Below are 23841 nucleotides of genomic sequence, written 5' to 3'. Positions count from 1 at the left end.
CAGGCGTCGCCGGAAATCGGTTCAAGGTTGCAGCGGAAACTGGAACCCGCTGCGGCAGCCGCCCCGGCAAGCGTAAAAAATAGTGCAACATAGCTGCAATTCAGCAGACCCATCAACCGCCTCCGAAACATCTTCACACAGCCGCCCCACAGACAGGTAACCGGCTGTTAAATATAACGTTTTCAATCCCTGCGAAGGAACATCTCCAGCGGCATCGGTTCAAATAAAAAGGTGCCCCGGATCATCTCCAGGGCACCGTAGTTGACGCGTCATGGCGTCACAAGCAAAAAGCGAGTGGTAATTTTAATAAACACCCACTTTACTTTGCGGGTGAGCGGCCGCGCTCAGCAGTTTGAACACGTACTCGCCCACAGAGCGGAAACAGACGATGCAGAAGCTGCCGTCCTCGTTCAGCCAGTAGGCGCCAGCCACCTGTGCCAGGCGCGACCGGCGGAACTGGCCGGGGGCGAAGGCGGCAGCGTCAAAGTCGACCGGGCTCACCTTGCCCAGCACCTCGCGCGCGCCCTCACCGGACAGGCGGAAGAACGCTCGTGCGTCGGAGACGTTCACCGCCAGAGCGTGCTCGCCCTTCAGCGCCTCGGCCACTTCGGCGGTCTTGGCAACCGCATCCTCGTAAGGCACCAGCAGCAGCAGCTCATCCGGGGACATCCAGGCGGCGGCCCCGTTCTCGGCAACCGAGATGGCGCCCTGTTCCGGAACCCCGGCGCCGGTGGCGGCCTTGACGGCTGCCTTCAGCGCTGCGGAGTCCAGATCGCCGCGCAGGGTGATCATACCCTGCAGACCGGCATCCTCGACCTTGGCCAGCCCGGAGTACTGGGCGCCGTTCAGTACGGAAACAGCCTTAGACATTCTGCTTCTCTCCATCCTTGTCGTAGAAGACCGGGTCAACGATCTTGGCTTTGTAGGTCTTGCCGTCGGTGCCCGGGAACTCGATCACTTCACCCATCCGCTTGGGACCGTGCTTGACGAGGCCCATGGCGATGCCGCGGCCCAGCGTTGCGGAGTGATAGGTCGAGGTCACCCGGCCGATCATGTTGCGCTGGCCATTGGCATTGACGCCTTCACCCAACGCATAGGCGCCGTCGGGCAGCACCGATCCGTCCACGGTTTCCAGGCCAACCAGCTGCCAGCGGTCCGGATCCGTCATGTGGGAGCGCGCTTGCGCGCGTTTGCCCAGATAGTCGTCCTTCTTCTTGGACAGCGCCCAGTGCAGCCCCAGATCCTGCGGGATCACGGTGCCATCGGTCTCATCGCCGATCATGATGAATCCCTTTTCGGCGCGCAGGATGTGCAAGGTCTCGGTGCCATAAGGCATGACGCCGAATTCCTTGCCCGCGTCCATCAGCGCATCCCAGAACGCCTGGCCCTCAGAGGCCGCGACCGCGATCTCGTAGGACAGCTCGCCCGAGAAGGAGATCCGGTAAGCGCGGGCGTCGAAGCCGCCGATCTGACCGTCACGCCACTCCATGAACGGCAGCGCCTCTTTGCTGACATCCATGCCGCCGCCCGCTTGCGCGTTCAGCTTCTCCAGCACCTTGCGGGCATTGGGGCCGACCACGGCGATCTGCGCATACTGCTCGGTCACGTTGGCAACGTAGACTTTCCAGTCCCACCATTCGGTTTGCAGCCATTCTTCCATGTGCCCATGGATGCGCTCGGCGCCGCCGGTGGTGGTGTGGCACAGGAAGGTGTCCTCGTCGATGCGGGCCACCACGCCGTCGTCCATCAGGAAGCCGTTCTCGGTGCACATCAGGCCATAGCGGCATTTGCCCGGCTTCAGCGTGGACATCATGTTGGTGTACAGCATGTCCAGGAACTTGCCTGCATCGGGGCCCTTGACGATCAGCTTACCCAGGGTCGAGGCGTCCAGCAGGCCAAGGTTCTCGCGGGTGTTCTTCACCTCGCGGTTCACCGCAGCATGACGGTCCTCACCGGGTTTGGTGATCGCAAACGGGCGGCGCCACTGGCCGACCGGCTCCCAATCCGCGCCGTTCTTGTCGAACCAGTCGTAGATCGGCGTCTTGCGCACCGGCTGGAAGATCTCGGCCCGCGCCTCACCCGCGATCGCGCCCAGCGAGATCGGGTGGTACGGCGGACGGAAGGTGGTGGTGCCCACCTGCGGGATTTCCGAGTTCAGGCTGTCGGCCAGAATGGCCAGGCCGTTGATGTTCGACAGCTTGCCCTGGTCGGTGGCCATGCCAAGCGTGGTGTAACGCTTGGTGTGCTCGACGCTTTCATAGCCTTCGCGGGCCGCCAGCTGCACGTCCGACACTTTCACGTCGTTCTGGTAGTCCAGCCAGGACTTCATGCGCAGCTTGATGTCCGCCTTGGCGGGCATCAGCCAGACCGCTTCCATCTGTGCTTCCGCCTCGGACTCGCCTTTGGCAGCCGCCACGGATTTCGCCGGGAAGCCGGCTGCTTCGGCAGCTTTCGAACCAGCAGCTGCTGCATCTTCCAGCAGCGCGCCCAGGCCGAACTCGCCGTTCGCGGCACCTGCCGGAACCACAAAGCCGTTGCCGTCATGGCCCAGCGGCGGGCGGGAGGCATCGGGACGGAAGTTGGCGTTCACCTCGTCCCAGATCAGCTTGCCGCCGCAATGGGACCACAGGTGGACCACCGGCGACCAGCCGCCGGACATGGCAACCGCGTCGGCCTGCACGACCTCACGCGCACCGCCTTCGCCGTTCTGGGCGCAGATGGCGACCTCGGTCACGCATTTGCCGTCCTTCACCTTGGCGATGGCGCGGCCCAGCTCAACCCGGATACCCTTTTCGCGGACCGCTTCCATCAGCGCGCCGCCGCCGGTTTCGCGGGTGTCAACCACGCGGACCACTTCGACGCCCGCGTCATGCAGCACAAGTGCTGTGCGGTAGGCGTCGTCGTTGTTGGTGGCAACCACGACCTTGTTCCCCGGGTTGATGCCCCAGTTCACCAAATAGTCGCGCATCGAGGCCGCCAGCATAACGCCCGGCACATCGTTGCCGGCAAAGGACAGCGGACGCTCGATCGCACCGGTCGCGGTGACGATCTGGCTCGCACGGATCCGCCACAGGCGATGGCGCGGGCCGCCCTGGCCCGGCGCGTGGTCGGTCAGGCGCTCATAGCCCAGGGCATAGCCGTGATCATAGACGCCGGAGCCCATGCAGCGGTCGCGGAGCGTAACGTTGTCCATCCCGCGCAGCTCTGCCAGGGTCTTCTCGATCCAGGCCTCGGGCGCTTCGCCGTCAATGGTGCCGCCGTCAACCGGCGCGCGGCCGCCCCAGTAGTTGTTCTGCTCCAGCACCAGAACCTTGGCGCCGGATGCCGCCGCCGCCTTGGCGGCCTGCAGGCCGGCAACGCCGCCGCCGATGACCAGCACATCCGCGAAGAAGTAGAAGTGCTCGTAGGTGTCGGCGTCCTTCAGCTCCTTGTCGGGGGCTGCGCCCAGTCCTGCGGACTTCCGGATGATCGGCTCATAGACGTGCTTCCACAGCGGACGCGGGTGGATGAACATCTTGTAATAGAAGCCGGCGGTCAGGAACCGGGACAGCTTGTTGTTGATCGACAGGACGTCGAACTCCAGGCTCGGCCAGTGGTTCTGCGACTGCGCGGTCAGGCCTGAGAACAGTTCGGTGGTGGTAGCGCGCTGGTTGGGCTCATAACGGTCGCCCACACCCAGCTGCATCAGCGCATTAGGCTCTTCCGAGCCGGATGCGACAACGCCGCGCGGGCGGTGGTATTTGAACGAGCGGCCCATCATCACCTGGCCGTTGGCCAGCAGGGCGGATGCGAGCGTATCGCCGGCATAACCCTTCATGGACTTGCCGTTGAAAGTGAAGGCGATCTGTTTGGAGCGGTCGATCAGCCGGCCGTGCTTGGCAAGACGCGTGCTCATGTGCGCAGACCTTTCAAGAGAAAAGCGGGTGTTTCAGTCAGGCGGCGGTTCATTTCTTGCCGTCCGCAAATTCGCGCCAGGTCCAGCCCGGGCGTTTGGCAGCGATCTTGTCCAGGATCTCCTGCGTCGGCACAGAGGTCTGCGCGGTGTAGGTGCCAAAGACCTCCAGCGTCATGGTGCAGCGGGCGGCGTGAAACCACTTGCCGCAGCCGTTGGCATGGCGCCAGCGTTCAAAGTGAACGCCTTTGGGGTTTTCACGCATGAACAGGTAGTCATGGAACTCGTCATCCGAGGAGCCGGGGCCAAAGCGCTTCAGATGCGCTTCGCCGCCCGCGGCCAGTTCGGTTTCTTCGGCTTTGACGCCGCAATAGGGGCATTCAAGGATCAGCATGGTGCTTGCTCCGTAAAATTGAATTTTGCAGCGTTAGTGCGCCACACCGGCGGCGACGCTCTCGTCGATGAACTTGCCTTCCTTGAAGCGCATCATCGAGAACTCCTCGGTCAGCGGCGAATGGCCGGTGGCCATCAGTTCCGCCATTGCCCAGCCGGAGCCCGGGATCGCCTTGAAGCCGCCGGTGCCCCAGCCTGCGTTGATGAAGCAGTTCTGGACCGGGGTCTTGGAGATCAGCGGCGAGCGGTCGCCGGTCACATCCACAATGCCGCCCCACTGACGCAGCATCTTCAGGCGGCTGACCATCGGGAATGTTTCGACCAGCGCGCGCACGGTTTCCTCGATGTGGTGGAAGCTGCCGCGCTGGGTGTAGTTGTTGAACCCGTCGGTGCCGCCGCCGATCACCATCTCGCCCTTGTCGGACTGGGACATGTAGCCGTGCACGGTGTTGGCCATCACGACCACGTCCATGCAGGGTTTGATCGGCTCGGACACCATCGCCTGCAGCGCCACGGATTCCATCGGCAGGCGGAAGCCAGCCAATTCAGCCAGCACAGAGGCGTTGCCCGCCACAACCATGCCCAGCTTGTCGCAGTCGATCGGGCCCTTGGTGGTGTCCACACCCACGGTGCGGCCGTTCTCAACGCGCACGCCGGTGACTTCGCATTTCTGGAGGATGTCCATGCCCATGTCGGAACACGCCCGCGCATAGCCCCAGGCCACCGCGTCGTGACGGGCGGTGCCGCCGCGCTCCTGGTACAGGCCGCCCAGCACGGGATAGCGGGGACCGTGCAGGTTGATGATCGGCACGATCTCCTTCACGCGCTCAGGCGTGATCCACTCGGTCTGCACACCCTGCTGCTGGTTGGCATGCGCGGTGCGCTTGTAGCCGCGGATCTCATGCTCGGTCTGGGCCAGCATGATCACGCCGCGCGGGCTGAACATCACGTTGTAGTTCAGGTCCTGCGACATGGTCTCATACAGGCTGCGGGCCTTTTCATAGATCGCAGCAGACGGATCCTGCAGGTAGTTCGAGCGGATGATGGTGGTGTTCCGGCCCGTATTGCCGCCGCCCAGCCAGCCTTTCTCGATAATCGCGACATTGGTGATGCCGAAATTCTTGCCCAGGTAATAGGCGGTGGCGAGGCCGTGCCCGCCCGCGCCCACGATGATCACATCGTAGTGGCGTTTGGGTTCCGGCGAGCGCCAGGCGCGCTCCCATCCGGTGTGATAGCGCAGGGCTTCCCGCGCGACAGCAAAGACTGAATAGCGTTTCATGAGCGAATCCGATGGTTCGTGTCTGTTAGCGGGTATGCCTGAAACGCATGGCCGGCCAGTGCCGTTTATCGCCCTGTTTCTGCGCTATTGCGACATAGACCCATGACGCATTGCAGCATCCCGCGGCAGTTTGGCCCTTTTGTTCGGGCCGCCCCGCATATAGATGAAAACCAAACTTCGGAGACGGCATGGTTTTCTGGACAGTCACCGCCCTTATCGCATTCTCGGCAGCGCTGCTGCTGGCAATGATCATCATTCGCGCCCGCGAGCAAGGCGAACCTGCTGCGGCCTATGACCTGCGGGTCTACCGCCAGCAGCTGCGCGAGGTCGACAAGGACCTGGCGCGCGGCGTCATCAATGAAGGCGACGCAGAGCGCATCCGCACCGAAATCTCGCGCCGCATTCTGGCGGCCGACGCCCAGCTGCAACAGCGCAAGTCCGGCCACGCCCAGCCCAAATCCCTGTCGCTGGTCTCTGCCGGTGCCATCGCGCTGCTGATCACCGGCGGCACCCTGGGCCTTTACTGGCAGCTTGGCGCGCCGGGGTATGGCGACCTCGGCCTCAAGGACCGCATCCGCATGGCGGGCGAGCGCGCCGAGAACCGCCCCTCGCAGGCGGAGGCCGAAGCCGGCATTCCCGCCCTGCCGGAACCGCAGGTGGAGGAAGGCTACATCAAACTGGTCGAACAGCTGCGCAAGACCGCAGGCGAGCGCGAAGGTGACGCCCGCGGCCAGGCGCTGCTGGCACAGCACGAGGCCAACCTCGGCAACTTCAAAGCTGCCTATGAAGCCAAGGCCAACTACATCCGCCTGGCCGAAGGCAAGGTCAACGCCCGCGATTTTACAGAACTGGCCGAGCTCAAGATCATGGCGGCCGGCGGCTATGTCTCCCCCGAGGCGCAAACCGACCTGCAGAAGGCCCGCGCGATTGACCCCGCCCACGGCCCGGCCCGCTATTACTGGGGCCTGATGCTGGGCCAGATCGGCCGCCCGGACCTCGCCTACCGCGAATGGGCCGCTACCCTGCGGGACGGCCCGGCGGACGCGCCGTGGGTCAAGGGCATCCAGGGCCAGATCGAGGAGATGGCCTTCCGCGCCGGTGTGGAATACCGTCCCATCGCGCCCGGCGGCGGCACCGCACCCGCCCTGCCCGGCCCCAGCGCCGAAGACATGGCCGGCGCCAGCGAACTCTCCGCCGAAGAGCAGCAGGAGATGATCCGCGGCATGGTCACGCGCCTGTCGGACCGGCTGGCGAGCGAAGGCGGCAGCGCCGAGGAATGGGCCCGCCTGATCGGCGCCCTGTCGGTCCTTGGCGAAACCGAGCGCGCCCGCACCGTCTATGCCGAGGCCCGCGGTGCGTTTGAGGCTGACGCCGAGGCGCTGGCCCTATTGGAAACCATCGCCGCCCAGTCCGGAATTGCAGAATGATCCACGACGTCTTTGAAGACTTCGCCGCCGCCCTGCCGCCGATGAGCGCGCTGATGGGGCTGGACCTCGGCACCAAGACCATCGGCGTCGCCGTCTCCGACCGTATCGGCGCGGTGGCAACCCCGCTGGAGACGGTGAAGCGCAAGAAGTTCTCAGCAGACGCCGCGCGCCTCCTGGAGATCATCCAGGCCCGCGACATCAGCGGCATCCTTTTGGGCCTGCCGCGCAACATGGACGGCACAGAGGGCCCCCGCTGCCAGTCCACCCGCGCCTTTGCCCGCAACCTGATGCAATTGACCGACCTGCCGATCAGCTTCTGGGACGAGCGCCTCAGCACTGTGGCGGCAGAAAAAGCGCTGCTTGAGGCGGATACGACACGCAAACGCCGCGCAGAGGTTATCGACCACGTCGCTGCCTCCTATATCTTGCAAGGCGCATTGGACCGGATGCGGCATTTGAAGAACGGGTGAAGGCATGAGCGACGACGTCTGGAAACGGGACGAGATCCAGTCCCCCTGCATCAAGATCTGCGTTGTCCACCCCGAGGCCCGCATCTGCACCGGCTGCTACCGCTCCATCGACGAAATCCGCGACTGGTCCAAGATGACCAATGACGAGCGCGCCGGCATCATGAACGACCTCCCCGCCCGCGCCAGCAAACTGGCCAAGCGCCGCGGCGGCCGCGGCGCGAGGCTCAAACGAGGTTAACGCGGCGCGCGGTCAGGTAACCGTTTGCAAATCATGCGGAATAAGCACTGACCCAATGTTTCGCGCGCGAAACATTCAGGCAGGATTGCTGACCTTTTCACCAAGGTGGCGATGGCCATAGCGAGGCTGATTAGATACCTTGCAACCTCCCAGCGGACCGGCGTTCAAAAAGTGCAACTCAGCCAGGACCTACGTCGGGATTCCACCGGACGGTCTCTGATCGGTTGAGGTAAGACTACCCTTCCGCCAGCCACCCCTTGGTCCAATCCGCCAGCTCCGGACGGAAATAGGCGATCATACGCCCCTCTTCCGGCGCGCTGGCCCCCTCGCCCCAGGGCGCAACCCCGTGCAGGCACAGCCGGTGCATCAGATAGGACTCGCCGGGTTTGGCATGAACGGTGATCCGCAGGCAGGTCTCGAACACCTCGGCGCGGGCTGCTGTGTAGGCATCGGTCACATCCACATCTGCCCAGTCCGCCTGCGGCACGCCTTCAAACGCGGTGGCAAAGGCGCGGCGCATGATCCTGTGGCTGCCCTCCCAGACTACCAACGGCGAAGCATCCGGGCTGCTTTCATTGAGCGGGATACCCAGCACCCAGGCATGCGGCTCCTCCACCTTGCGGCGGCGGTGCTCGCCATACATCTTGACCCCGTCCACATGCGCCGCATCGCGCTTGACGCGGTAGCGGAAGGCGGCCTCGCCCTCACCCGGACGCGGGCGCGGATAGCCGGGAAAGACCGAGGACACCTGCGCCCGGTGCAGGTCCGGAATGGGCCCGAGGTGCTGTGTGATGAAATCAATAGGCGCCCCCGCCAGCGGCGGCCCTTCAGGCACGCGTCCTGCGGCGTCGTTTGGCAGCGCATCGACGCCGATGAACCAGGTGCGCTCGCACTGGAACCAATCGGCGTTTGACGGGTCGTGCAGCGCCTTCACCCCATGCGGCAAGGCATCCGCCGCCCAAGCCGCGATCTGCGGATCATGGGCAAACCGCACCCAGCCCTTATCCCGATACTGCGCAAACGGATCTTGCATCTTCACGCCCTCAGTAGCCAAAAGCTTTGCGCAGCATATTCAGCGCCACCAGCACCAGGAACGCCCCGAACACCCGCTTCAGCGGTTTGGGATCCATCGCATGGGCCAGCTTCACCCCCCAGGGCGCGGTGATCAGGGTCATGGCAATCACGATGAAAAAGGCCACCAGATTGACCGCCCCGATGGTGAACGGCGGCCGGGTTGCGGGGTCCACCTCCAAGAGCAGAAACCCGGCAACCGAAGGCACCGCAATGATCACGCCAAAGCCCGCAGCGGTGGCCACCGCCCGGTGCACCGCCACCCCGTGCAGGGTCATCAGCGGCACCCCGAAGCTGCCGCCGCCGATGCCCATCAGCACCGACAGGAAGCCGACAGCCGGCGACAGCACCACCCGCCTGATGCCCTTGGGCATCGCCTCGGCCAGCCGCCACTCCGACCGGCCCAGCCCCAGGTAGCAGCCAATGACCAGCGCCAGCCCGCCGAATACCCCCTGCAGCACGGTGGAACGCAGGGACGACGCCGCCAAGACGCCCGCAACGGCGCCAATGGCAATGCCGATCCCCCAGCCGCGCAGGATGTCCCAATCCACCGCGCCCTTCTTGTTGTGGCTCATGACAGAGCGCACCGAGGTCACGATGATCGTTGCCAGAGAGGTCGCCAGGCAGATCTGCATCAGCTGATCGCCGCCATATCCAAGTGTCTGAAACGCATAGAAAAACGCAGGCACCAGCACGATGCCGCCGCCGACGCCTAGTAGCCCGGCCAGCACGCCCGCAAAGGCGCCGATCACCACAAGCAGCACCGCCATCTGGATCAGCAAGGCGGGCTCTGGCCACAGGGCGGCTGTCAGGGCGGGATCGGTCATGCGGAGCACCTCGGGCTTTGGTTCACCGGCAAAGGGTTAGCCGCCGCTCCCCGCTTGCACAAGGCACTAGCGCGTGAGGCGTACCGTCACGCTGCAGTGCGCTTGCCGAGCTGCGCTAGCGCCTCCTCTACCAGCTCCGGCCCGGCCCCGGCCCGGCAGGCGCCCTCGGAGAGCATCCGCCGCCACTGCCGCGCCCCCGGCTTGCCCGCAAACAGCCCCAGCATGTGGCGGGTGATCTGGTTGAGCCTGGCACCCTCGCTCAGCCGCGCCTCGATATAGGGCAGCATCTGCCGCACCGCCTCTGCCGGGTCGCTGACAGAGCCTGTGCCATAGATCTCCGGGTCCGCCGCACACAAAACATCGGCAGGCTGGTGATAGGCCGCACGCCCCACCATCACCCCGTCCAGGCCGCGGTCCAGATGCGCCTTGGCCTCCGCCAGCGTTGCTATGCCGCCGTTGAGCGAGACATGCAGATCCGGGAACGCCGCCTTCATCCGGTGCACCAGCTCATAGTCCAGCGGCGGAATGTCCCGGTTCTCTTTCGGAGACAGCCCCTGCAGCCAGGCCTTGCGCGCATGAATGGTCACCCGGCCGCAGCCCGCGGCGCGGATCTTTTCCAGGAACTCCGGCAGCACCTCTTCCGGCTTCTGCTCATCCACACCGATGCGGCATTTGACGGTGACTTCCACATCCACCGTTTCCCGCATCGCCGAGACGCAATCGGCCACCAGTTCCGGCGTCTGCATCAGCACCGCCCCGAAAGCGCCGGATTGCACCCGGTCGCTGGGACAGCCGCAGTTGAGGTTGATCTCATCATAGCCGGTCTCCGCGCCCAGCCGGGCGGCCTCTGCCAGTTCCCCCGGATCCGAGCCGCCCAGCTGCAGCGCTACCGGATGCTCCTCGGCATTGAACTCCAGCAGATGCAGCGCCCCACCGCGCACCAGGGCCGGCGCGGTCACCATTTCGGTGTAAAGCAGCGTTTCCCGGCTCAGCAGCCGATGCAAATAGCGGCAGTGCCGGTCGGTCCAATCCATCATCGGCGCAACGGACAGACGCGCAGCGCGCTGGACATCGGAAAACCCTGATCTTTCGCGGTTTTTTGAATTCGCCATTTTGTGCGGCTTCCCCGTTTCGGCCCCATTCAGCCCCGTTTTTGACAGCGCTGCTGCAGAACGCAGCGCCGACGCCGCCGCTTAGCACTTTTTGCACCCCAAGTTCCAGCACCCCGCTGCGGGCACTGCCGGGACGCCGCCCGGCAGGCCGGAAACTGCTCCGGAAAAATCCCCATTTATTTCAGCGCCTTATGTGTCACCCTCTGGCGCGGATGTAAGTTTTTTAAATTACCTTGACCGCATGACAGTTTTCTTGCAATTTCACTCAAACGGTTCATCCCCATCGCAAGGTCCGCTACGTTGCCCGCCCCTGTCCGCTCAAAACTTGCCCATGCCCTTGAAACCGGTTCGAAAGCCGAGCGGGCCATTGCCAACTATATGCTGAGCGCCTTGGAGCAGGTTCCGTTTGAGACCGCCGCCAGCCTCGCAGAGAAAGTCGGGGTGAGCGAAGCTACTGTTGGCCGGTTCTGCCGCAGCAACGGATACGCCAGTTTCAAGGACTTGAAAGAGCACCTGAAGGACGACTTGGGCGATCATCCGTGGCTGGTGAGCGACCGGCTGAATGAACTGCGCACTACCGCCCGCGACGACGAGGGCCATCTTTCTCAGGGAATGGAGCTGGAAATCGCGGCCGTCGTGCGGATCTATGAATATGCCCGGTCCGCTGAGTGGCAAAATGCGGTTGCCAGGCTGGCCAGGACGCAGCACGTCTACGTGGCCGGTTTCCAGACCGAACGCGGGCTTGCCCAGTATTTTGCCAATCAGATGCAGTACCTGCGCGACGAGGTAACCCTGATTGACCTGGCGGCGGGAAACTTTGCCGAAATACTGGCCTCCGGCCGGGAGGCCTGTCTGGTGATCTTCGAGGCCCGCCGCTATTCCCGGCTGGCCAAGATTCTGGCGCGCGAGGCGAAGACCGCCGGCATTCCGGTGACTCTGATTACCGATGTGTTCTGCGACTGGGGCCGCGAAACCGCCGACGAGGTTTTTGCCGTACCGACCCAGTTCAACCAGTTCTGGGATTCCACGGCGCAGATGGCGAGCCTGTCCAATCTCCTCATCAATGGCGTGTGCATGGAACTGGGGCCGCAGGTCGAAGAGCGTCTGAACCGGATTGCAGAGCTTTACGGCCGCTTCACCGGCCATGTCGGCGATCCGGTCGCCGCCGTCGAAAAATAATCAAAACTTGGAAATGACAGGAGGAACTCCCATGACATTGAAGAAGACACTGGCACTCGCCCTGGCGTCCGCGGCGATGGCCGCCGGCACAGCCTCGGCGGACGGATTGCGGCTGGGCACCGAGGGCGCCTACCCGCCGTTCAACTACATCGAATCCGATGGCAAGATTGCCGGCTTCGACGTTGAGATCGGTCTGGAGCTGTGCAAGCGCATCGGCGAGGAGTGCACCGTGGTGGCGCAGGATTGGGACGGGATCATTCCCGGCCTTCTGGCCAGCAAGTATGACTTCATCATCGCCTCGATGTTCATCACCGAAGAGCGCAAGAAGCAGGTCGATTTCACCGATCCCTACTATCTGGCGGCGATGACCCATGTCGTGCCGAAAGGGTCGGACATCACGGAATTCACCAATGAAGCGCTGGCCGGCAAGGTGATCGGCGCGCAGTCGGGCACCACCCAGGCCGATTATATCGAAGCCGCCTACCCGGATGCCGACATCCGCCTCTATCCGACCCAGGACGAGGTGAACCTGGACATGGCCTCGGGCCGCATCGACCTGCAGGTCGGGGACATGCTGCCGATGCTGGACTGGACCAAAAAGTCCGATGACGGCAGCTGCTGCGAACTGGCGGGTGAGCCGATCACCGATCCGGCCTTCGTTGGCGATGGCGTGGGCATCGCCGTGCGCCAGGAGGATGACGCGCTGCGCGAGAAGCTGAACACCGCCCTCGCCGAGATCCGCGCCGATGGCACCTACAAGGCGATCAACGACAAGTACTTCGACATCGACGTCTACACGATGAAGTAAACGGAATGTCCCCTCAGCCTGAAAAGGGTATCCATGTTTGAACTGTTCTCATATGGCGATGCAGGCTGGGGGGACGAAATCCTGCGGGGTCTTGCGATCACGGTGCAACTGGCGATCGTCACTCTCCCCGTCGGGCTGCTCCTCGGGTTCCTGGCCGCCGCCGCCTCGATGTCCCGGCTTTTGCCGTTGCGGCTGCTGGGGTTCGGCTACACCACTGTCATGCGCGGCCTGCCAGAGATCCTGACCCTCTTTGTGGTTTACAACGGCGCTGGCCTGCTGATCAATGCGGTCCTGCGGTGGTGGGCGCCGGAGGCCGCGCCCACGGACTTCAGTCCCTTTGCGGCCGGGGTGGTGGCTCTTGGCATGGTATTCGGCGCCTTTGCCGCCGAGGTGCTGCGCGGGGCGTTTCAGTCGCTCGACAACGGCCAGGCGGAAGCCGGGCGGGCGATCGGCATGACCGGCCGCCAGATCTTCCTGCGCATCCGGCTGCCGCAGGTCTGGCGCTTTGCGCTGCCGGGCCTGGGCAACCTGTGGATCAACATGCTGAAAGACACCGCGCTGGTCTCGGTCATTGCGCTGGACGACCTGATGCGCATGACAAAGGTCGCCGTGGGCGTGACCAAGCAGCCCTTCACCTTCTACCTGATGGCCTGCCTGATCTACTGGGCGATGTGCGTTTTGTCCGAACTGGTGCTGGCGCAGATGGAACGCCGCGCCAATCGCGGCATCCGGAGGGCCTGAGATGAACCCGCTCGACATCCTCGCGCAGTACTGGCCCCGGCTGCTCGACGGCACCCTGATGACGATCAAGCTGACGCTGCTGGGCGCGCTGATCGCCGCCTTGGTGTCACCGGCCCTTGCGCTGATCCGCGTCCACGCCTCCCCGATGGCGCAGGCGCCGCTCCGGCTCTATGTCTCGTTCATGCGCGGCACGCCGATCCTGGCGCAGCTGTTCCTGATCTTCTACGGCTCGGGCCAGTTCCGGCCGCTGCTTCAGGAGTGGGGGCTGTGGACCTTCTTCCGCGACCCGTTCAACTGCGCGCTGCTGGCGTTTGCGCTCAACTCCACCGCCTATCAGACCGAGATCCTGCGCGGCGGCATCCTCGGCGTTCCGCGCGGCGAGATCGAAGCCGCCAAGGCGATCGGAATGAGCCGGATCACGGCGCTGCGCCGGGTGGTGTTCCCGCATGCCTACCGCATCGCCTGGCCCGCGCTCGGCAACGAGGTGATCCTGCTGATGAAGGCCAGCGCGCTGGCCAGCGTGGTCACGGTTTTTGACGTGATGGGCCGCACCCGGCAGATCTTTTCCAAGACCTTCGACTTCTCGGTCTATCTCTGGGCGGCCCTGATCTATCTCTGCATCACCGCGGTCTTTGTTCTGCTCTGGCGGCAGGCCGAACGCCGCCTCAGCCGCCATATCGGCGCCCGGCATCAAGCCCCAGCCACCGTCCAGCCTTTGAAGGAGACACGGGCATGACCCCACCGGACATCATTCTCAAAGCCGAAGACATCCACAAATCCTTCGGTTCCGTCGAGGTTCTCAAGGGCATCTCGCTCGCGGCCAGAAACCATGACGTGATCTCCATCCTCGGATCGTCGGGCTCGGGCAAATCGACCTTTCTGCGCTGCCTGAACTTCCTGGAGACACCGACCTCGGGGAAGGTCACCGTGCATGGCGAAGAAATCCTGGTGAAGAACGGCAAGCCGCAGAATGCGCGGCATATCGAGGCGATCCGCGCCCGGCTGGGCATGGTGTTTCAGCAGTTCAACCTCTGGACCCACCGCACGGTTCTGGAAAACGTGATGGAAGGCCCGGTCCAGGTCAAAGGCGAACCCAAGGCCGAGGCCCGCAGCAAGGCGGAGGCTTTCCTGAAGCGGGTCGGGCTGGAAGAGCGGATGCACATGTATCCCTCCCAGCTGTCCGGCGGCCAGCAGCAGCGCGTCGCGATTGCCCGCGCCCTGGCGATGGAGCCCGACGCGATCCTGTTTGACGAGCCGACGTCGGCCCTTGATCCCGAACTGGTGGGCGAGGTGCTGAAGGTGATGCAGGATCTTGCGGCCGAAGGCCGCACCATGATCGTCGTCACCCACGAGATGGGGTTCGCCCGCGAAGTGTCCTCCGAAGTGGTCTTCCTGCACGAAGGCCGCATCGCCGAACAGGGGCCGCCCGACGAGATGTTCACCAATCCCAAAACAGAAGAATTCCGCCGTTTCATCGCCAAGGCGATGTGACCCCGGCCCCTATTCAGGTTTCAGAAATGACCAGCGATTCACCCATGTCCCCCGCCCCCTCGCGCCCCGGCATCCGCATCGAAAGCGCCGAGCTGCGTATTGTCAGCCTGCCGCTGCTCACCCCCTTCGTGATTTCAACCGGCACCATGACCGCCAAGACCTTCCCCCTGCTGATCCTGAAGGGCGAAGGCATCGAGGGCGTGGCCGAAGCGGTGATGGACCCGGCCCCGGATTACCTGGAGGAGACCATCCCCGGCGCGATGGCCTTCCTGCGCGAGGTGCTGCTGCCGCAGATCGTCGGCAAGCGCTTTGCCTCGCCCTACGAGCTGCAGCCGATCCTGTCGCCCTGGCGCGGCAACCGCATGGCCAAGGCGGCGGTGGAGATGGCGTTCTGGGATCTCTGGGCCAAGAGCCTCGGCCTGCCGCTGAAAGCCGCCCTGGGCGGCACCGGCGATCATGTCAGCGTGGGGGTGAGCCTTGGCATCGCGCCGATTGAAACCACGCTGGAACGGGTCAGCACCGCGGTTGAACAGGGCTACAAGCGCACCAAGCTGAAAATCGCCCAGGGCCACGACGTCCGGATCGTAGAGGCGGTGCGCGCCGAATTCCCGGACATCAAGCTGACGGTCGATGCGAATACCGATTACGGGCTGCCGGATCTGCCGAAGCTGCAGGCGCTGGACGCCTTCGCACTGGATTACATCGAACAGCCGCTCGCCCATGACGACATCCACGATCACGCCAACGTGCAGCGCGCGCTTAAGACCGCGATCTGTCTTGATGAAAGCATCCGCAGCGCCAGCGACGCGCGCAAGGCGCTGGAAACCGGCGCCGCGCGGGTGATCAACATCAAGGTCGGCCGCGTCGGCGGCTTTGCCGAGGCGCGCGCCATCCACGACACCTGCGCCGCCTTCGGGGTGCCGGTCTGGTGCGGCGGCATGCTGGAAAGCGGCATCGGCCGGGCGCATAACATCCACCTTGCAACGCTCGCCAACTTCACCAAGCCCGGCGACACATCCAGCGCCAGCCGCTACTTCGCGCGGGACATCACCAACGAACCGCTCGAAGCCTCCTATGGCGAAATGCCGGTTCCTGTCAACGGGCCGGGCATCGGCGTGACCCTGGACCGGGATTACCTCGCGTCTGTCACGGATCACGCCGAGGAGATCACTGCATGAACATGGTGAGTACGGGGCTGGTTCTGCGCGAACTGAACGGCGTGGCCGAACACAAGCACGCGGAGTGGTTTCAGAAAGAGGTCTGGGGCAAGGACGACCCGCCGGACAACTCCGACTTGATGCTGGCGATCCAGCATGAAGGCGGCCTTGTGGCGGGCGCCTTCAAGGACGGGCGGATGCTTGGGTTTCTGTTCGGCTTCCCCACCGGGCAGCCGCATATCCAGCATTCACACCGGCTGGCCGTGCATCCCGACAGCCGCGGCATGGGGCTGGGGCTGAAACTGAAATGGTTTCAGCGCGACTGGTGCCTGAAGCGTGGCGTGACCTTGGTCCGCTGGACGTTCGACCCGCTGCGCCGCGTCAACGCAGGGCTGAATATTGCCCGTCTGGGCGGCTCTGCCAGAACGTATTACGAAGATTATTACGGTGAAATGGTCGGCATCAACGCTGGCATTCCCTCAGACCGTCTGTTGGTCGACTGGACCCTCACGTCACCCCGTGTTGAGGCGCTGGCGAAAGGGTGGAAAACGGTCGCGCCCGCCGGGGCAGCGGAAACCATGACAGTGGAGATCCCCAAGGACCTGGACGGGCTGCTGGCTTCGGATCTTGACGCAGCAGTTGCCGAGCGGCTTCGCGTGCGGGAAGAAATGACTTCGGCCTTCGCGCAGGGGTACAAAGTTGACGGATTTGACATTGAAACCTGCCGTTATCGTTTGACCAGGTCCTAAGGCGGAGAAGGGTCCCGATTGCGCCGATCAGCTGATGGCGAAGGCTCCCCTGTCCTTGAGCATCCATTTTCAAAAGCACTTGTGACCGGAGACCGGGTACAGGGGGCAATTTCTGTCATGCCGCGCCAAACCGGCCCCGTGCAGCCGCCTGCCAAGCCGGTCTCCATCTGCTTTGGTGAGCCCTGAGCGCCCGTCCTGTCCGCGCCCGTCTTCTACCCGGCCAAGGACGGCAGGTAGAGCACAATCCCCGGGAAGGCCACCAGCAGCGCAATCGTCACCGCGTCCGCCACAAAGAACGGCATCACGCCCCTGAACACATCCTGCACGCTCAGGTCGTCGCGCACGCCGGCCACAACGAAACAGTTCAGCCCGATGGGCGGGGTGATCAGGCAGAACTCGGCCATCTTCACCACCAGGATGCCGAACCAGATCGCGCACATGGTGCCGCTCATGCCAAAGGCGCTGTCGGCCGCCGCAACGCTTTCGCCGCCGTTCAGCGCCATCACCGCCGGGTAGACCACCGGCAGGGTCAAAAGCAGCATGCCGATAGCGTCCATAAACATGCCCAGCACCGCATAGGCCAGCAGGATACAGATCAGGATCACCATCGGGCTCATCTCCAGCGTGGTGATCCAGTCCGAGAACGCCCCCGGCAGATCCGCAAAGCCCAGGAAGCGCACATAGATCAGCACCCCCCAGATGATTGTGAAGATCATCACCGTCAGCTTGGCGGTTTCCAGCAGCGCAGACTTCAGCTCCGCCCATTTCATCCCTTCCTTCAGCGCATAGAGGAACACGATGAAGGCGCCGATGGCGCCGCCTTCGGTCGGGGTGCCCCAGGCGTCGCCGCCAAAGGGGTTGTAGACGAAGCAGATGATGATCACGACCACCAGGATGATCGGCAGCGCCCCAGGCAGCGCGGCAAAGCGCTGCCCCCAGGTGAAGCCCTTGACCGGCGGGCCGACGGATTTGAAGACCACCGCGATGCCGACGATCAGCAGACCGTAGATCACTGCCGAAAACGCCCCGGGGATGAACCCCGCCAGCAACAGCTTGCCCACGTCCTGTTCAACGATGATGGCATAGATCACCAGAATGGCCGAGGGCGGGATCAGCGAGGCGAGCGTGCCGCCCGCCGCCACCACGCCTGCCGCGAAGCGCTTGTTGTAGCCGATGGCCAGCATCTCCGGGATGGCGATCCGGGCAAAGACGGCGGAGGTGGCGACCGAGGCCCCCGACACCGCGGCAAAGCCCGCGGTGGCAAAAACGGTGGAGACCGCCAGCCCGCCCGGCAGCCAGGCGATCCAGCGTTTCGCGGCAGTGAACAGCGCCCGCGTCAGCCCGGCGTAATAGGCCAGGTAGCCGATCAGGATGAAGGTGGGGATCAGCGACAGCGCCTGGCTGGACACCTTGGAGTGCGGCACCTGCCCCGCAATCTTGACCGAGACGGTCAGCGCCTTGCCGAACCGGGCCGGGTCATAGCCGAACTTGGCCCAGAAAATCCAGATCAGACCGATGAGCCCTGCAAGGCCCGCCGCAAAGGCCACCCGCATCCCCAGGACCACCATCGCCAGCAGGCCGCCCGTGACCCACAGGCCGATTTCAATCGGTTCCATATTGCTTACCCCTGCCCGCCAGTCGCGTTATCACCTGCGCTGCTGTCATGGCCTTGCATCTGCTCGGCCTCTGCCGCCGCCAGTTCGGCGGCGCCTTGCACCAGCGGCACTGCTACCGGCGCCTCCAGCCCCAGCACCAGCGCCCGGCCATAGCCCCAGATCTGCAGCACCAGCCGCAGCGCCAGCACCGCAAAGGCCACCGGCGCCAGCAGCTTGGCGGGCCAGATCGGCAGGCCGATGTCGATGGAGCTGTCACGGCTCCACATCGGCGCGGCAAAGTCGAAGGAACGCTGGAAATGCGCCCAGCTGCCCCAGACCATTGCCAGAATCAGCAACAGGATCAGCAGCACCGACACCAGCTCAAACAGCCACAGCGCCCGGCCGCGCAAAGCACCGATGAAGATGTCCATGCGGATGTGGCCGCCCTGGCGCTGCACATAGGCGATGCCCATGAAGGCAATCAGCGGCATGATCTGCTCGATCCAGTCGACATAGCCGGGCAGCGGCGCGTTGATCGCGTTGCGCCCGCCGACCGAGACCACCGCCAGGATCATCAGAGAAAACACCGCGATCCCGCTCAGCAGTGCCAGCAATCGTTCGGCCTTCAATAAACCGCGGTCCAGCCTGCTGATCAGGCTGCCGTCCTCCAGGACTGCTGCGCTGCCTGCCATGCCCTGCCCCCATGTTCCAGAATTTCAAAGACAGAAAAGGGCCGGAACTGTCCGCCCGGCCCTTCCGTATCATGTCAGGCTCAGCTGCCCGAGCGGTGATCGCTGAGGGTCTTCTGCACCAGATCGTACAGCTCCTGCGCCGGCAGGCCCTGCGCGCTCATGTCCTTGATCCACTGTTCGCGGATCGGGTCGGCGGCCACCTTGCGGAATTCGGCCAGCTGCTCGTCAGAGATCATCACCTTCTCGACGCCCTTCTCGTCCAGGACGCTGTCCCATTTGGTCAGCAGCGCGCCGTAGTTCTCCAGGTAATGGGCAATCGCTTCCTCCACCGAGCTGTCCAGCGCCTCGCGCTCGGCATCGCTCAGCGCCTCATAGGCGTCAGTGTTGACCACCACCGGGCAGTTCACGGTGCCGGGGTTCAGGTTGGCGGTCCACCAGTCGGCCTTGTTGATGGTGCCAAAGCTGAGATGCGCATGCTGGGCAAAAGCAACGGTGTCAACAACGCCGGATTCCATCGCGTTATAGGCCTCGGTTGCGGTCACCGAGGTCGGCACCGCGCCCACGGCGGAGAAGGCCTGGCCGATGCCGCCGGTGGCGCGCACCCGCATGTCCTTGAACTCCGCCAGCTCATCGCGCGGCTCGCCGGTGCCGACGATATTGTACTGCGGCATCGGCGAGGTCATCAGCAGCTTGGCGTTCCAGCGGTCCAGATCCGCCTCTACCGCCGGGTGGGCGTAAACCGCGTGGGACACGGCCACCTCTTCCTCCAGCGTGTTCACGCCCAGGAACGGCAGTTCCAGAACGGTGATCGAGGGGTTCTTGTCACGGTGGTAGCCGGCGCAGAACTGCGCCATTTCAAACGCCCCGATGGAGATGCCGTCGAGGTTTTCCTTGTTCTTGCTGAGACCGCCATAGCTGATGTTCAGAGTGAACTCGCCATTGGTCTTCTCGCTGACCAGCTCGGCCAGTTTCTCCACATGTTCCGTGAAGGCGCGGCGCTTGCCCCACAGGGACACGTTCCACTCGGTCGCCGCGGCCTCGCCCGCCATTGCAACGCCAGCAGTCGCCGCCACAGCGGCGGTCAGAAATCTGTTCATAATCTAACTCTCCCGGATTGCGCCCTTTTTGCCTGCCGCACATGCGCCAGGCGGACGCTTGCCCGACAGGCTAGCCGCAAGGCCGCGCCCTGCCAACCCCCACGGCAGAAACGTGACGCAGTGACTCGCGTTCAGGGCACCGGGGCGCTCCCGTCCGCCCGCCGCGGGCCGGCCTGGCACAATATGCCGCAGCGCGATTGGGCCTGTTTCCGCCGCTCAGGCTGCCCTTTGGTCAATCTGCCCCGGCTTCAACCGCAAAATGACCGCAAAAGCGTTTACACCTAAACTGTTGTTTTTCCCAAATGCAGCGTTTGCGGGTGTCAAAACATTTACAGACACGTTGACTAGAGGGAAATTCGTTGACAATGAAATGCTTAAAAACCGGTCGCTTATTCACAAATTTTCAGCACGCGGTATTATCAGTGCCTAGGAGGAAACGGTTTGACAGCCACGGCACAGCGGTGTCGTTTGTCTTGCCAATAAAATTTCTGGGAGGAAACCGAATGAACGCGCTGCACGCAGACGCTGTCTATCCGCCATCCGACGAAACCGTTGCCCGCGCGCATGTCAATGCCGCGAAATACCAGGAAATGTACGACGCCTCAATGAACGACCCGGAAGGCTTCTGGGGCGAACAGGGCAAGCGCATCGACTGGATCAAGCCGTTCACCCAAGTGAAGGACGTGAACTACAGCTTCGGCAATGTTTCGATCAACTGGTACGCAGACGGCACCCTGAACGTGTCCGCCAACTGCATCGACCGCCACCTGGACACCCGCGGCGACCAGACCGCGATCATCTGGGAACCGGATGATCCGAACGAGGACGCGCAGCACATCACCTATAAGGAGCTGCACCGCCGCACCTGCCGGATGGCCAATATCCTGGAATCGATGGGCGTGCGCAAAGGCGACCGGGTGGTGATCTACCTGCCGATGATCCCCGAGGCGGCCTATGCCATGCTGGCTTGCGCCCGCATCGGCGCCATTCATTCCATCGTCTTTGCCGGCTTCTCCCCCGATGCGCTGGCGGCCCGGATCAACGGCTGCGACGCCAAGGTGATCATCACCGCCGACGAGGCGCCGCGCGGCGGCCGCAAGACCCCGCTGAAGTCAAACGCCGACGCCGCCCTCTTGCACACCAAGGACACGGTGAAATGCCTGGTGGTCAAGCGCACCGGCGGCCAGACCACCTGGGTCGACGGGCGTGACTATGACTACAACGAGATGGCGCTGGAAGCGGATGATTACTGCAAACCGGCCGAGATGAACGCCGAAGATCCGCTGTTCATCCTCTACACCTCCGGCTCCACCGGCCAGCCCAAGGGTGTGGTGCATACCTCTGGCGGCTATCTGACCTATGCCGCGCTGACCCACGAAATCACCTTCGATTACCACGACGGCGACATCTACTGGTGCACCGCGGACGTGGGCTGGGTCACCGGCCACAGCTATATCGTCTACGGCCCGCTGGCCAATGGCGCCACCACCCTGATGTTCGAGGGCGTGCCGACCTACCCCGATGCCTCCCGCTTCTGGCAGGTCTGCGAAAAGCACAAGGTGAACCAGTTCTACACTGCCCCCACCGCCCTGCGCGCACTGATGGGCCAGGGCAATTCCTGGGTCGAGAAATGCGATCTGAGCGATCTCAAGGTGCTGGGCACCGTGGGCGAGCCGATCAACCCCGAAGCCTGGACCTGGTACAACGAGGTTGTCGGCAAGGGCAAATGCCCGATCGTCGACACCTGGTGGCAGACCGAGACCGGCGGCCACCTGATGACCCCGCTGCCGGGCGCCCACGCGATGAAGCCGGGCGCGGCGATGAAGCCGTTCTTCGGCATCCAGCCGGTGGTGCTGGACCCGCAATCCGGGGCTGAGATCGAAGGCAACGATGTCGAAGGCGTGCTGTGCATCAAGGACAGTTGGCCGGGCCAGATGCGTACCGTCTGGGGCGACCATGAGCGGTTCGAGAAGACCTATTTCTCGGACTACAAGGGTTACTACTTCACCGGTGACGGCTGCCGCCGCGACGCGGATGGCGATTACTGGATCACCGGCCGCGTCGACGACGTGATCAACGTCTCCGGCCACCGCATGGGCACGGCTGAGGTCGAAAGCGCCCTGGTGGCCCACGCCGCCGTCGCCGAGGCCGCCGTGGTCGGCTACCCGCATGAGATCAAGGGCCAGGGCATCTATTGCTATGTCACCCTGATGAACGACCGCGAACCCTCGGATGAGCTGCTGAAGGAACTGCGCACCTGGGTGCGGACCGAAATCGGCCCGATTGCCTCTCCGGACGTGATACAGTGGGCGCCGGGCCTGCCGAAAACCCGCTCCGGCAAGATCATGCGCCGTATCCTGCGCAAGATTGCCGAGAACGATTTTGGCTCCCTGGGCGATACCTCGACCCTGGCCGATCCGTCGGTGGTCGAAGACCTGATCGAAAACCGCGCGAACAAGGGGTGATTTAACGATGAATATGGCAGTTATGACCCGTCCCGCCGTTCTGATCCTGCTGGGGCCTCCGGGCGCCGGCAAGGGCACCCAGGCGCGGATGCTTGAGGAAAAATTCGGCTATGTGCAGCTGTCGACCGGCGACCTGCTGCGCGAGGCGGTTGCCGCGGGCACCCCTGCGGGCCTTGCGGCCAAGGCGGTTATGGAAGCGGGCCAGCTGGTCAGCGACGAGATCGTGATCAACATCCTGCGCGACCGCCTGGCAAAACCCGATTGCGCCAAGGGCGTGATCCTTGACGGCTTTCCCCGCACCACCGTGCAGGCAGAGGCGCTGGACGGCCTGCTGGCGGAAACCAATCAGAAGATCAACGCCGCGATCAGCCTGGAAGTGGACGACGCGGCCATGGTCGAGCGGATTTCCGGCCGCTACACCTGCGGCGGCTGCGGCGAGGGCTATCACGACAGCTTCAAGCAGCCTGCAAAGGCCGGCACATGCGACAAATGCGGCGGCACAGAGATGAAGCGCCGCGCTGACGACAATGCAGAAACCGTTGCCAGCCGGCTGGAGGCCTATCACGCGCAGACCGCGCCGCTGATTGCCTACTACGGCGGCAAGGGCGTGCTGCAAACCACGGATGCCATGGGCGGTATCGACGACATCGCCCAGGACATGGCGGCCATTGTGACAAAGGCCACCAGCTAACGAATAAGAAGCGGGGCCTGCCCTGACCGGCAGAATCCCGCCCCCCGGACAATGAGATACCCGATGGACCTGCCTTGGCAGACCAAAGGAGTCATGCCTGCGCGCCGCGACCCGGCTGCTGGCAAACGGAGAGAGTCCGCCCGGTCCCCGCGGCGGCTCAGGAGGAAGAAGGAGGAGCCGCCATGGCGGATCAAACCACAAATGCGGCAAAAACCGCCGAAGCCGACAAAGGCTATTGGGCGGCAAACGTGCGCATTATTCTAATCAGCCTGGTGATCTGGGCTGTCGTTTCATTCGGCTTCGGCATCCTGCTGCGCCCGATGCTTTCGGGCATCAGGGTTGGCGGCAGCGATCTGGGCTTCTGGTTCGCCCAGCAAGGCTCGATCCTGGTGTTCCTGGCGCTGATCTTTTTCTACGCGTTCCGGATGAACAAGCTGGACCGCGAATACGGCGTGGAGGAAGAATAA

Annotated in this window: 23 protein-coding genes; 13 read left to right on the top strand and 10 right to left on the bottom strand. The window is 63.9% G+C overall.

The window, feature by feature from the left end; all coding sequences use genetic code 11:
- Nucleotides 1-303: 303 nt before the first annotated feature.
- Genes B2P87_RS04880 through B2P87_RS04865 form a run of 4 tightly spaced genes read right to left on the bottom strand, consistent with a single transcriptional unit; the run spans nt 304 to nt 5564 of the window.
- The gene (locus B2P87_RS04880; protein ID WP_141890503.1) at nt 304-870 is read right to left on the bottom strand and encodes a sarcosine oxidase subunit gamma; all 567 of its coding nucleotides are present in this window, start codon (nt 868-870) and stop codon (nt 304-306) included.
- Nucleotides 863-3895, bottom strand: a complete 3033-nt coding sequence (locus tag B2P87_RS04875; RefSeq protein WP_141890504.1) for a sarcosine oxidase subunit alpha family protein — start codon at nt 3893-3895, stop codon at nt 863-865. The genes B2P87_RS04880 and B2P87_RS04875 overlap by 8 nt, the downstream gene beginning before the upstream one ends.
- A gap of 49 nt (nt 3896-3944) precedes the next feature.
- Complete coding sequence (locus tag B2P87_RS04870) at nt 3945-4286, bottom strand: sarcosine oxidase subunit delta (RefSeq protein WP_039169867.1); 342 nt, start codon at nt 4284-4286, stop codon at nt 3945-3947.
- A 33-nt stretch (nt 4287-4319) separates the two neighbouring features.
- Nucleotides 4320-5564, bottom strand: coding sequence for a sarcosine oxidase subunit beta family protein (locus tag B2P87_RS04865; protein ID WP_141890505.1), 1245 nt, complete (start codon nt 5562-5564; stop codon nt 4320-4322).
- A gap of 188 nt (nt 5565-5752) precedes the next feature.
- Between B2P87_RS04865 and ccmI the strand changes: the two genes are divergently transcribed.
- The 3 genes from ccmI to B2P87_RS04850 are packed head-to-tail and all read left to right on the top strand — an operon-like array spanning nt 5753 to nt 7699.
- Nucleotides 5753-6991 (top strand): c-type cytochrome biogenesis protein CcmI, encoded by a 1239-nt coding sequence (ccmI, locus tag B2P87_RS04860; RefSeq protein ID WP_141890506.1) that lies wholly within the window; start codon nt 5753-5755, stop codon nt 6989-6991.
- On the top strand, nt 6988-7461 hold the full coding sequence (ruvX, locus tag B2P87_RS04855; RefSeq protein WP_141890507.1) for a Holliday junction resolvase RuvX: 474 nt from the start codon (nt 6988-6990) through the stop codon (nt 7459-7461). Before ccmI ends, ruvX begins: the two co-directional genes overlap by 4 nt.
- A 4-nt stretch (nt 7462-7465) precedes the next feature.
- Nucleotides 7466-7699, top strand: a complete 234-nt coding sequence (locus tag B2P87_RS04850; RefSeq protein WP_141890508.1) for a DUF1289 domain-containing protein — start codon at nt 7466-7468, stop codon at nt 7697-7699.
- Nucleotides 7700-7934: 235 nt separating this feature from the next.
- Here B2P87_RS04850 and B2P87_RS04845 read toward each other — a convergent pair whose 3' ends face one another.
- The 3 genes from B2P87_RS04845 to dusA form a co-directional block, all read right to left on the bottom strand.
- A complete protein-coding gene (locus tag B2P87_RS04845; RefSeq protein ID WP_141890509.1) occupies nt 7935-8732 on the bottom strand; it encodes a hypothetical protein in 798 nt (265 codons plus the stop codon).
- Nucleotides 8733-8742: 10 nt separating this feature from the next.
- Nucleotides 8743-9597 carry a sulfite exporter TauE/SafE family protein gene (locus tag B2P87_RS04840; RefSeq protein ID WP_141890510.1) on the bottom strand — a complete coding sequence of 285 codons (855 nt, stop codon included), beginning with the start codon at nt 9595-9597 and terminating at the stop codon, nt 8743-8745.
- A gap of 86 nt (nt 9598-9683) precedes the next feature.
- Nucleotides 9684-10709, bottom strand: a complete 1026-nt coding sequence (gene dusA / locus B2P87_RS04835) for a tRNA dihydrouridine(20/20a) synthase DusA (protein WP_141890511.1) — start codon at nt 10707-10709, stop codon at nt 9684-9686.
- 300 nt (nt 10710-11009) lie between these two features.
- Here dusA and B2P87_RS04830 point away from each other — a divergent pair, with 300 nt between their 5' ends.
- The 7 genes from B2P87_RS04830 to B2P87_RS04800 are packed head-to-tail and all read left to right on the top strand — an operon-like array spanning nt 11010 to nt 16834.
- Complete coding sequence (locus tag B2P87_RS04830) at nt 11010-11888, top strand: MurR/RpiR family transcriptional regulator (protein ID WP_141890512.1); 879 nt, start codon at nt 11010-11012, stop codon at nt 11886-11888.
- Between the two features lie 31 nt (nt 11889-11919).
- Nucleotides 11920-12696: an ABC transporter substrate-binding protein gene (locus tag B2P87_RS04825; RefSeq protein ID WP_141890513.1), complete on the top strand. Its 777-nt coding sequence runs from the start codon at nt 11920-11922 to the stop codon at nt 12694-12696.
- Nucleotides 12697-12729: 33 nt separating this feature from the next.
- Nucleotides 12730-13437 carry an ABC transporter permease gene (locus tag B2P87_RS04820; protein ID WP_141890514.1) on the top strand — a complete coding sequence of 236 codons (708 nt, stop codon included), beginning with the start codon at nt 12730-12732 and terminating at the stop codon, nt 13435-13437.
- 1 nt (nt 13438) lies between these two features.
- The gene (locus B2P87_RS04815; protein WP_141890515.1) at nt 13439-14173 is read left to right on the top strand and encodes an ABC transporter permease; all 735 of its coding nucleotides are present in this window, start codon (nt 13439-13441) and stop codon (nt 14171-14173) included.
- A complete protein-coding gene (locus tag B2P87_RS04810) occupies nt 14170-14928 on the top strand; it encodes an ABC transporter ATP-binding protein (RefSeq protein ID WP_141890516.1) in 759 nt (252 codons plus the stop codon). Before B2P87_RS04815 ends, B2P87_RS04810 begins: the two co-directional genes overlap by 4 nt.
- Nucleotides 14929-14972: 44 nt before the next feature.
- A complete protein-coding gene (gene menC / locus B2P87_RS04805) occupies nt 14973-16106 on the top strand; it encodes an o-succinylbenzoate synthase (RefSeq protein WP_141892077.1) in 1134 nt (377 codons plus the stop codon).
- A complete protein-coding gene (locus B2P87_RS04800; protein WP_141890517.1) occupies nt 16103-16834 on the top strand; it encodes a GNAT family N-acetyltransferase in 732 nt (243 codons plus the stop codon). The genes menC and B2P87_RS04800 overlap by 4 nt, the downstream gene beginning before the upstream one ends.
- Before the next feature lie 212 nt (nt 16835-17046).
- Here the strand turns inward: B2P87_RS04800 and B2P87_RS04795 are convergent, their stop codons facing one another.
- The 3 genes from B2P87_RS04795 to B2P87_RS04785 all read right to left on the bottom strand — a co-directional run bounded on the left by B2P87_RS04795 (nt 17047) and on the right by B2P87_RS04785 (nt 20218).
- The gene (locus tag B2P87_RS04795; protein ID WP_058287151.1) at nt 17047-18450 is read right to left on the bottom strand and encodes a TRAP transporter large permease; all 1404 of its coding nucleotides are present in this window, start codon (nt 18448-18450) and stop codon (nt 17047-17049) included.
- 5 nt (nt 18451-18455) lie between these two features.
- Nucleotides 18456-19121 (bottom strand): TRAP transporter small permease subunit, encoded by a 666-nt coding sequence (locus B2P87_RS04790; RefSeq protein ID WP_058287152.1) that lies wholly within the window; start codon nt 19119-19121, stop codon nt 18456-18458.
- 80 nt (nt 19122-19201) lie between these two features.
- Nucleotides 19202-20218, bottom strand: coding sequence for a C4-dicarboxylate TRAP transporter substrate-binding protein (locus B2P87_RS04785; RefSeq protein WP_058287153.1), 1017 nt, complete (start codon nt 20216-20218; stop codon nt 19202-19204).
- Between the two features lie 503 nt (nt 20219-20721).
- Here B2P87_RS04785 and acs point away from each other — a divergent pair.
- From acs to B2P87_RS04770, 3 genes are all read left to right on the top strand, one after another.
- Nucleotides 20722-22683 carry an acetate--CoA ligase gene (acs, locus tag B2P87_RS04780; protein WP_141890518.1) on the top strand — a complete coding sequence of 654 codons (1962 nt, stop codon included), beginning with the start codon at nt 20722-20724 and terminating at the stop codon, nt 22681-22683.
- A 7-nt stretch (nt 22684-22690) separates the two neighbouring features.
- Nucleotides 22691-23374, top strand: a complete 684-nt coding sequence (locus tag B2P87_RS04775; protein ID WP_141890519.1) for an adenylate kinase — start codon at nt 22691-22693, stop codon at nt 23372-23374.
- A 182-nt stretch (nt 23375-23556) separates the two neighbouring features.
- Nucleotides 23557-23841, top strand: coding sequence for a DUF4212 domain-containing protein (locus B2P87_RS04770; protein ID WP_141890520.1), 285 nt, complete (start codon nt 23557-23559; stop codon nt 23839-23841).

It is taken from the genome of Leisingera sp. UBA4491 (genome assembly GCF_002388965.1).
Taxonomy (GTDB): domain Bacteria; phylum Pseudomonadota; class Alphaproteobacteria; order Rhodobacterales; family Rhodobacteraceae; genus Leisingera; species Leisingera aquaemixtae.
The sequence above is the reverse complement of the archived record's forward strand: the minus strand, read 5'-3'. Positions and strand labels throughout refer to the sequence as shown.

What these genes read in the sequence shown, in the direction of transcription:
- menC (WP_141892077.1), top strand. Translation starts at nt 14,973, where the DNA reads ATGTCCCCCGCCCCCTCGCGCCCCGGCATCCGCATCGAAAGCGCCGAG.
- B2P87_RS04800 (WP_141890517.1), top strand. Translation starts at nt 16,103, where the DNA reads ATGAACATGGTGAGTACGGGGCTGGTTCTGCGCGAACTGAACGGCGTG.
- B2P87_RS04770 (WP_141890520.1), top strand. Translation starts at nt 23,557, where the DNA reads ATGGCGGATCAAACCACAAATGCGGCAAAAACCGCCGAAGCCGACAAA.
- acs (WP_141890518.1), top strand. Translation starts at nt 20,722, where the DNA reads ATGAACGCGCTGCACGCAGACGCTGTCTATCCGCCATCCGACGAAACC.
- B2P87_RS04870 (WP_039169867.1), bottom strand. Translation starts at nt 4,286, where the DNA reads ATGCTGATCCTTGAATGCCCCTATTGCGGCGTCAAAGCCGAAGAAACC.
- ccmI (WP_141890506.1), top strand. Translation starts at nt 5,753, where the DNA reads ATGGTTTTCTGGACAGTCACCGCCCTTATCGCATTCTCGGCAGCGCTG.
- dusA (WP_141890511.1), bottom strand. Translation starts at nt 10,709, where the DNA reads ATGGCGAATTCAAAAAACCGCGAAAGATCAGGGTTTTCCGATGTCCAG.
- B2P87_RS04785 (WP_058287153.1), bottom strand. Translation starts at nt 20,218, where the DNA reads ATGAACAGATTTCTGACCGCCGCTGTGGCGGCGACTGCTGGCGTTGCA.
- B2P87_RS04795 (WP_058287151.1), bottom strand. Translation starts at nt 18,450, where the DNA reads ATGGAACCGATTGAAATCGGCCTGTGGGTCACGGGCGGCCTGCTGGCG.
- B2P87_RS04825 (WP_141890513.1), top strand. Translation starts at nt 11,920, where the DNA reads ATGACATTGAAGAAGACACTGGCACTCGCCCTGGCGTCCGCGGCGATG.
- ruvX (WP_141890507.1), top strand. Translation starts at nt 6,988, where the DNA reads ATGATCCACGACGTCTTTGAAGACTTCGCCGCCGCCCTGCCGCCGATG.
- B2P87_RS04815 (WP_141890515.1), top strand. Translation starts at nt 13,439, where the DNA reads ATGAACCCGCTCGACATCCTCGCGCAGTACTGGCCCCGGCTGCTCGAC.
- B2P87_RS04880 (WP_141890503.1), bottom strand. Translation starts at nt 870, where the DNA reads ATGTCTAAGGCTGTTTCCGTACTGAACGGCGCCCAGTACTCCGGGCTG.
- B2P87_RS04775 (WP_141890519.1), top strand. Translation starts at nt 22,691, where the DNA reads ATGAATATGGCAGTTATGACCCGTCCCGCCGTTCTGATCCTGCTGGGG.
- B2P87_RS04820 (WP_141890514.1), top strand. Translation starts at nt 12,730, where the DNA reads ATGTTTGAACTGTTCTCATATGGCGATGCAGGCTGGGGGGACGAAATC.
- B2P87_RS04845 (WP_141890509.1), bottom strand. Translation starts at nt 8,732, where the DNA reads ATGCAAGATCCGTTTGCGCAGTATCGGGATAAGGGCTGGGTGCGGTTT.
- B2P87_RS04840 (WP_141890510.1), bottom strand. Translation starts at nt 9,597, where the DNA reads ATGACCGATCCCGCCCTGACAGCCGCCCTGTGGCCAGAGCCCGCCTTG.
- B2P87_RS04790 (WP_058287152.1), bottom strand. Translation starts at nt 19,121, where the DNA reads ATGGCAGGCAGCGCAGCAGTCCTGGAGGACGGCAGCCTGATCAGCAGG.
- B2P87_RS04850 (WP_141890508.1), top strand. Translation starts at nt 7,466, where the DNA reads ATGAGCGACGACGTCTGGAAACGGGACGAGATCCAGTCCCCCTGCATC.
- B2P87_RS04865 (WP_141890505.1), bottom strand. Translation starts at nt 5,564, where the DNA reads ATGAAACGCTATTCAGTCTTTGCTGTCGCGCGGGAAGCCCTGCGCTAT.
- B2P87_RS04810 (WP_141890516.1), top strand. Translation starts at nt 14,170, where the DNA reads ATGACCCCACCGGACATCATTCTCAAAGCCGAAGACATCCACAAATCC.
- B2P87_RS04875 (WP_141890504.1), bottom strand. Translation starts at nt 3,895, where the DNA reads ATGAGCACGCGTCTTGCCAAGCACGGCCGGCTGATCGACCGCTCCAAA.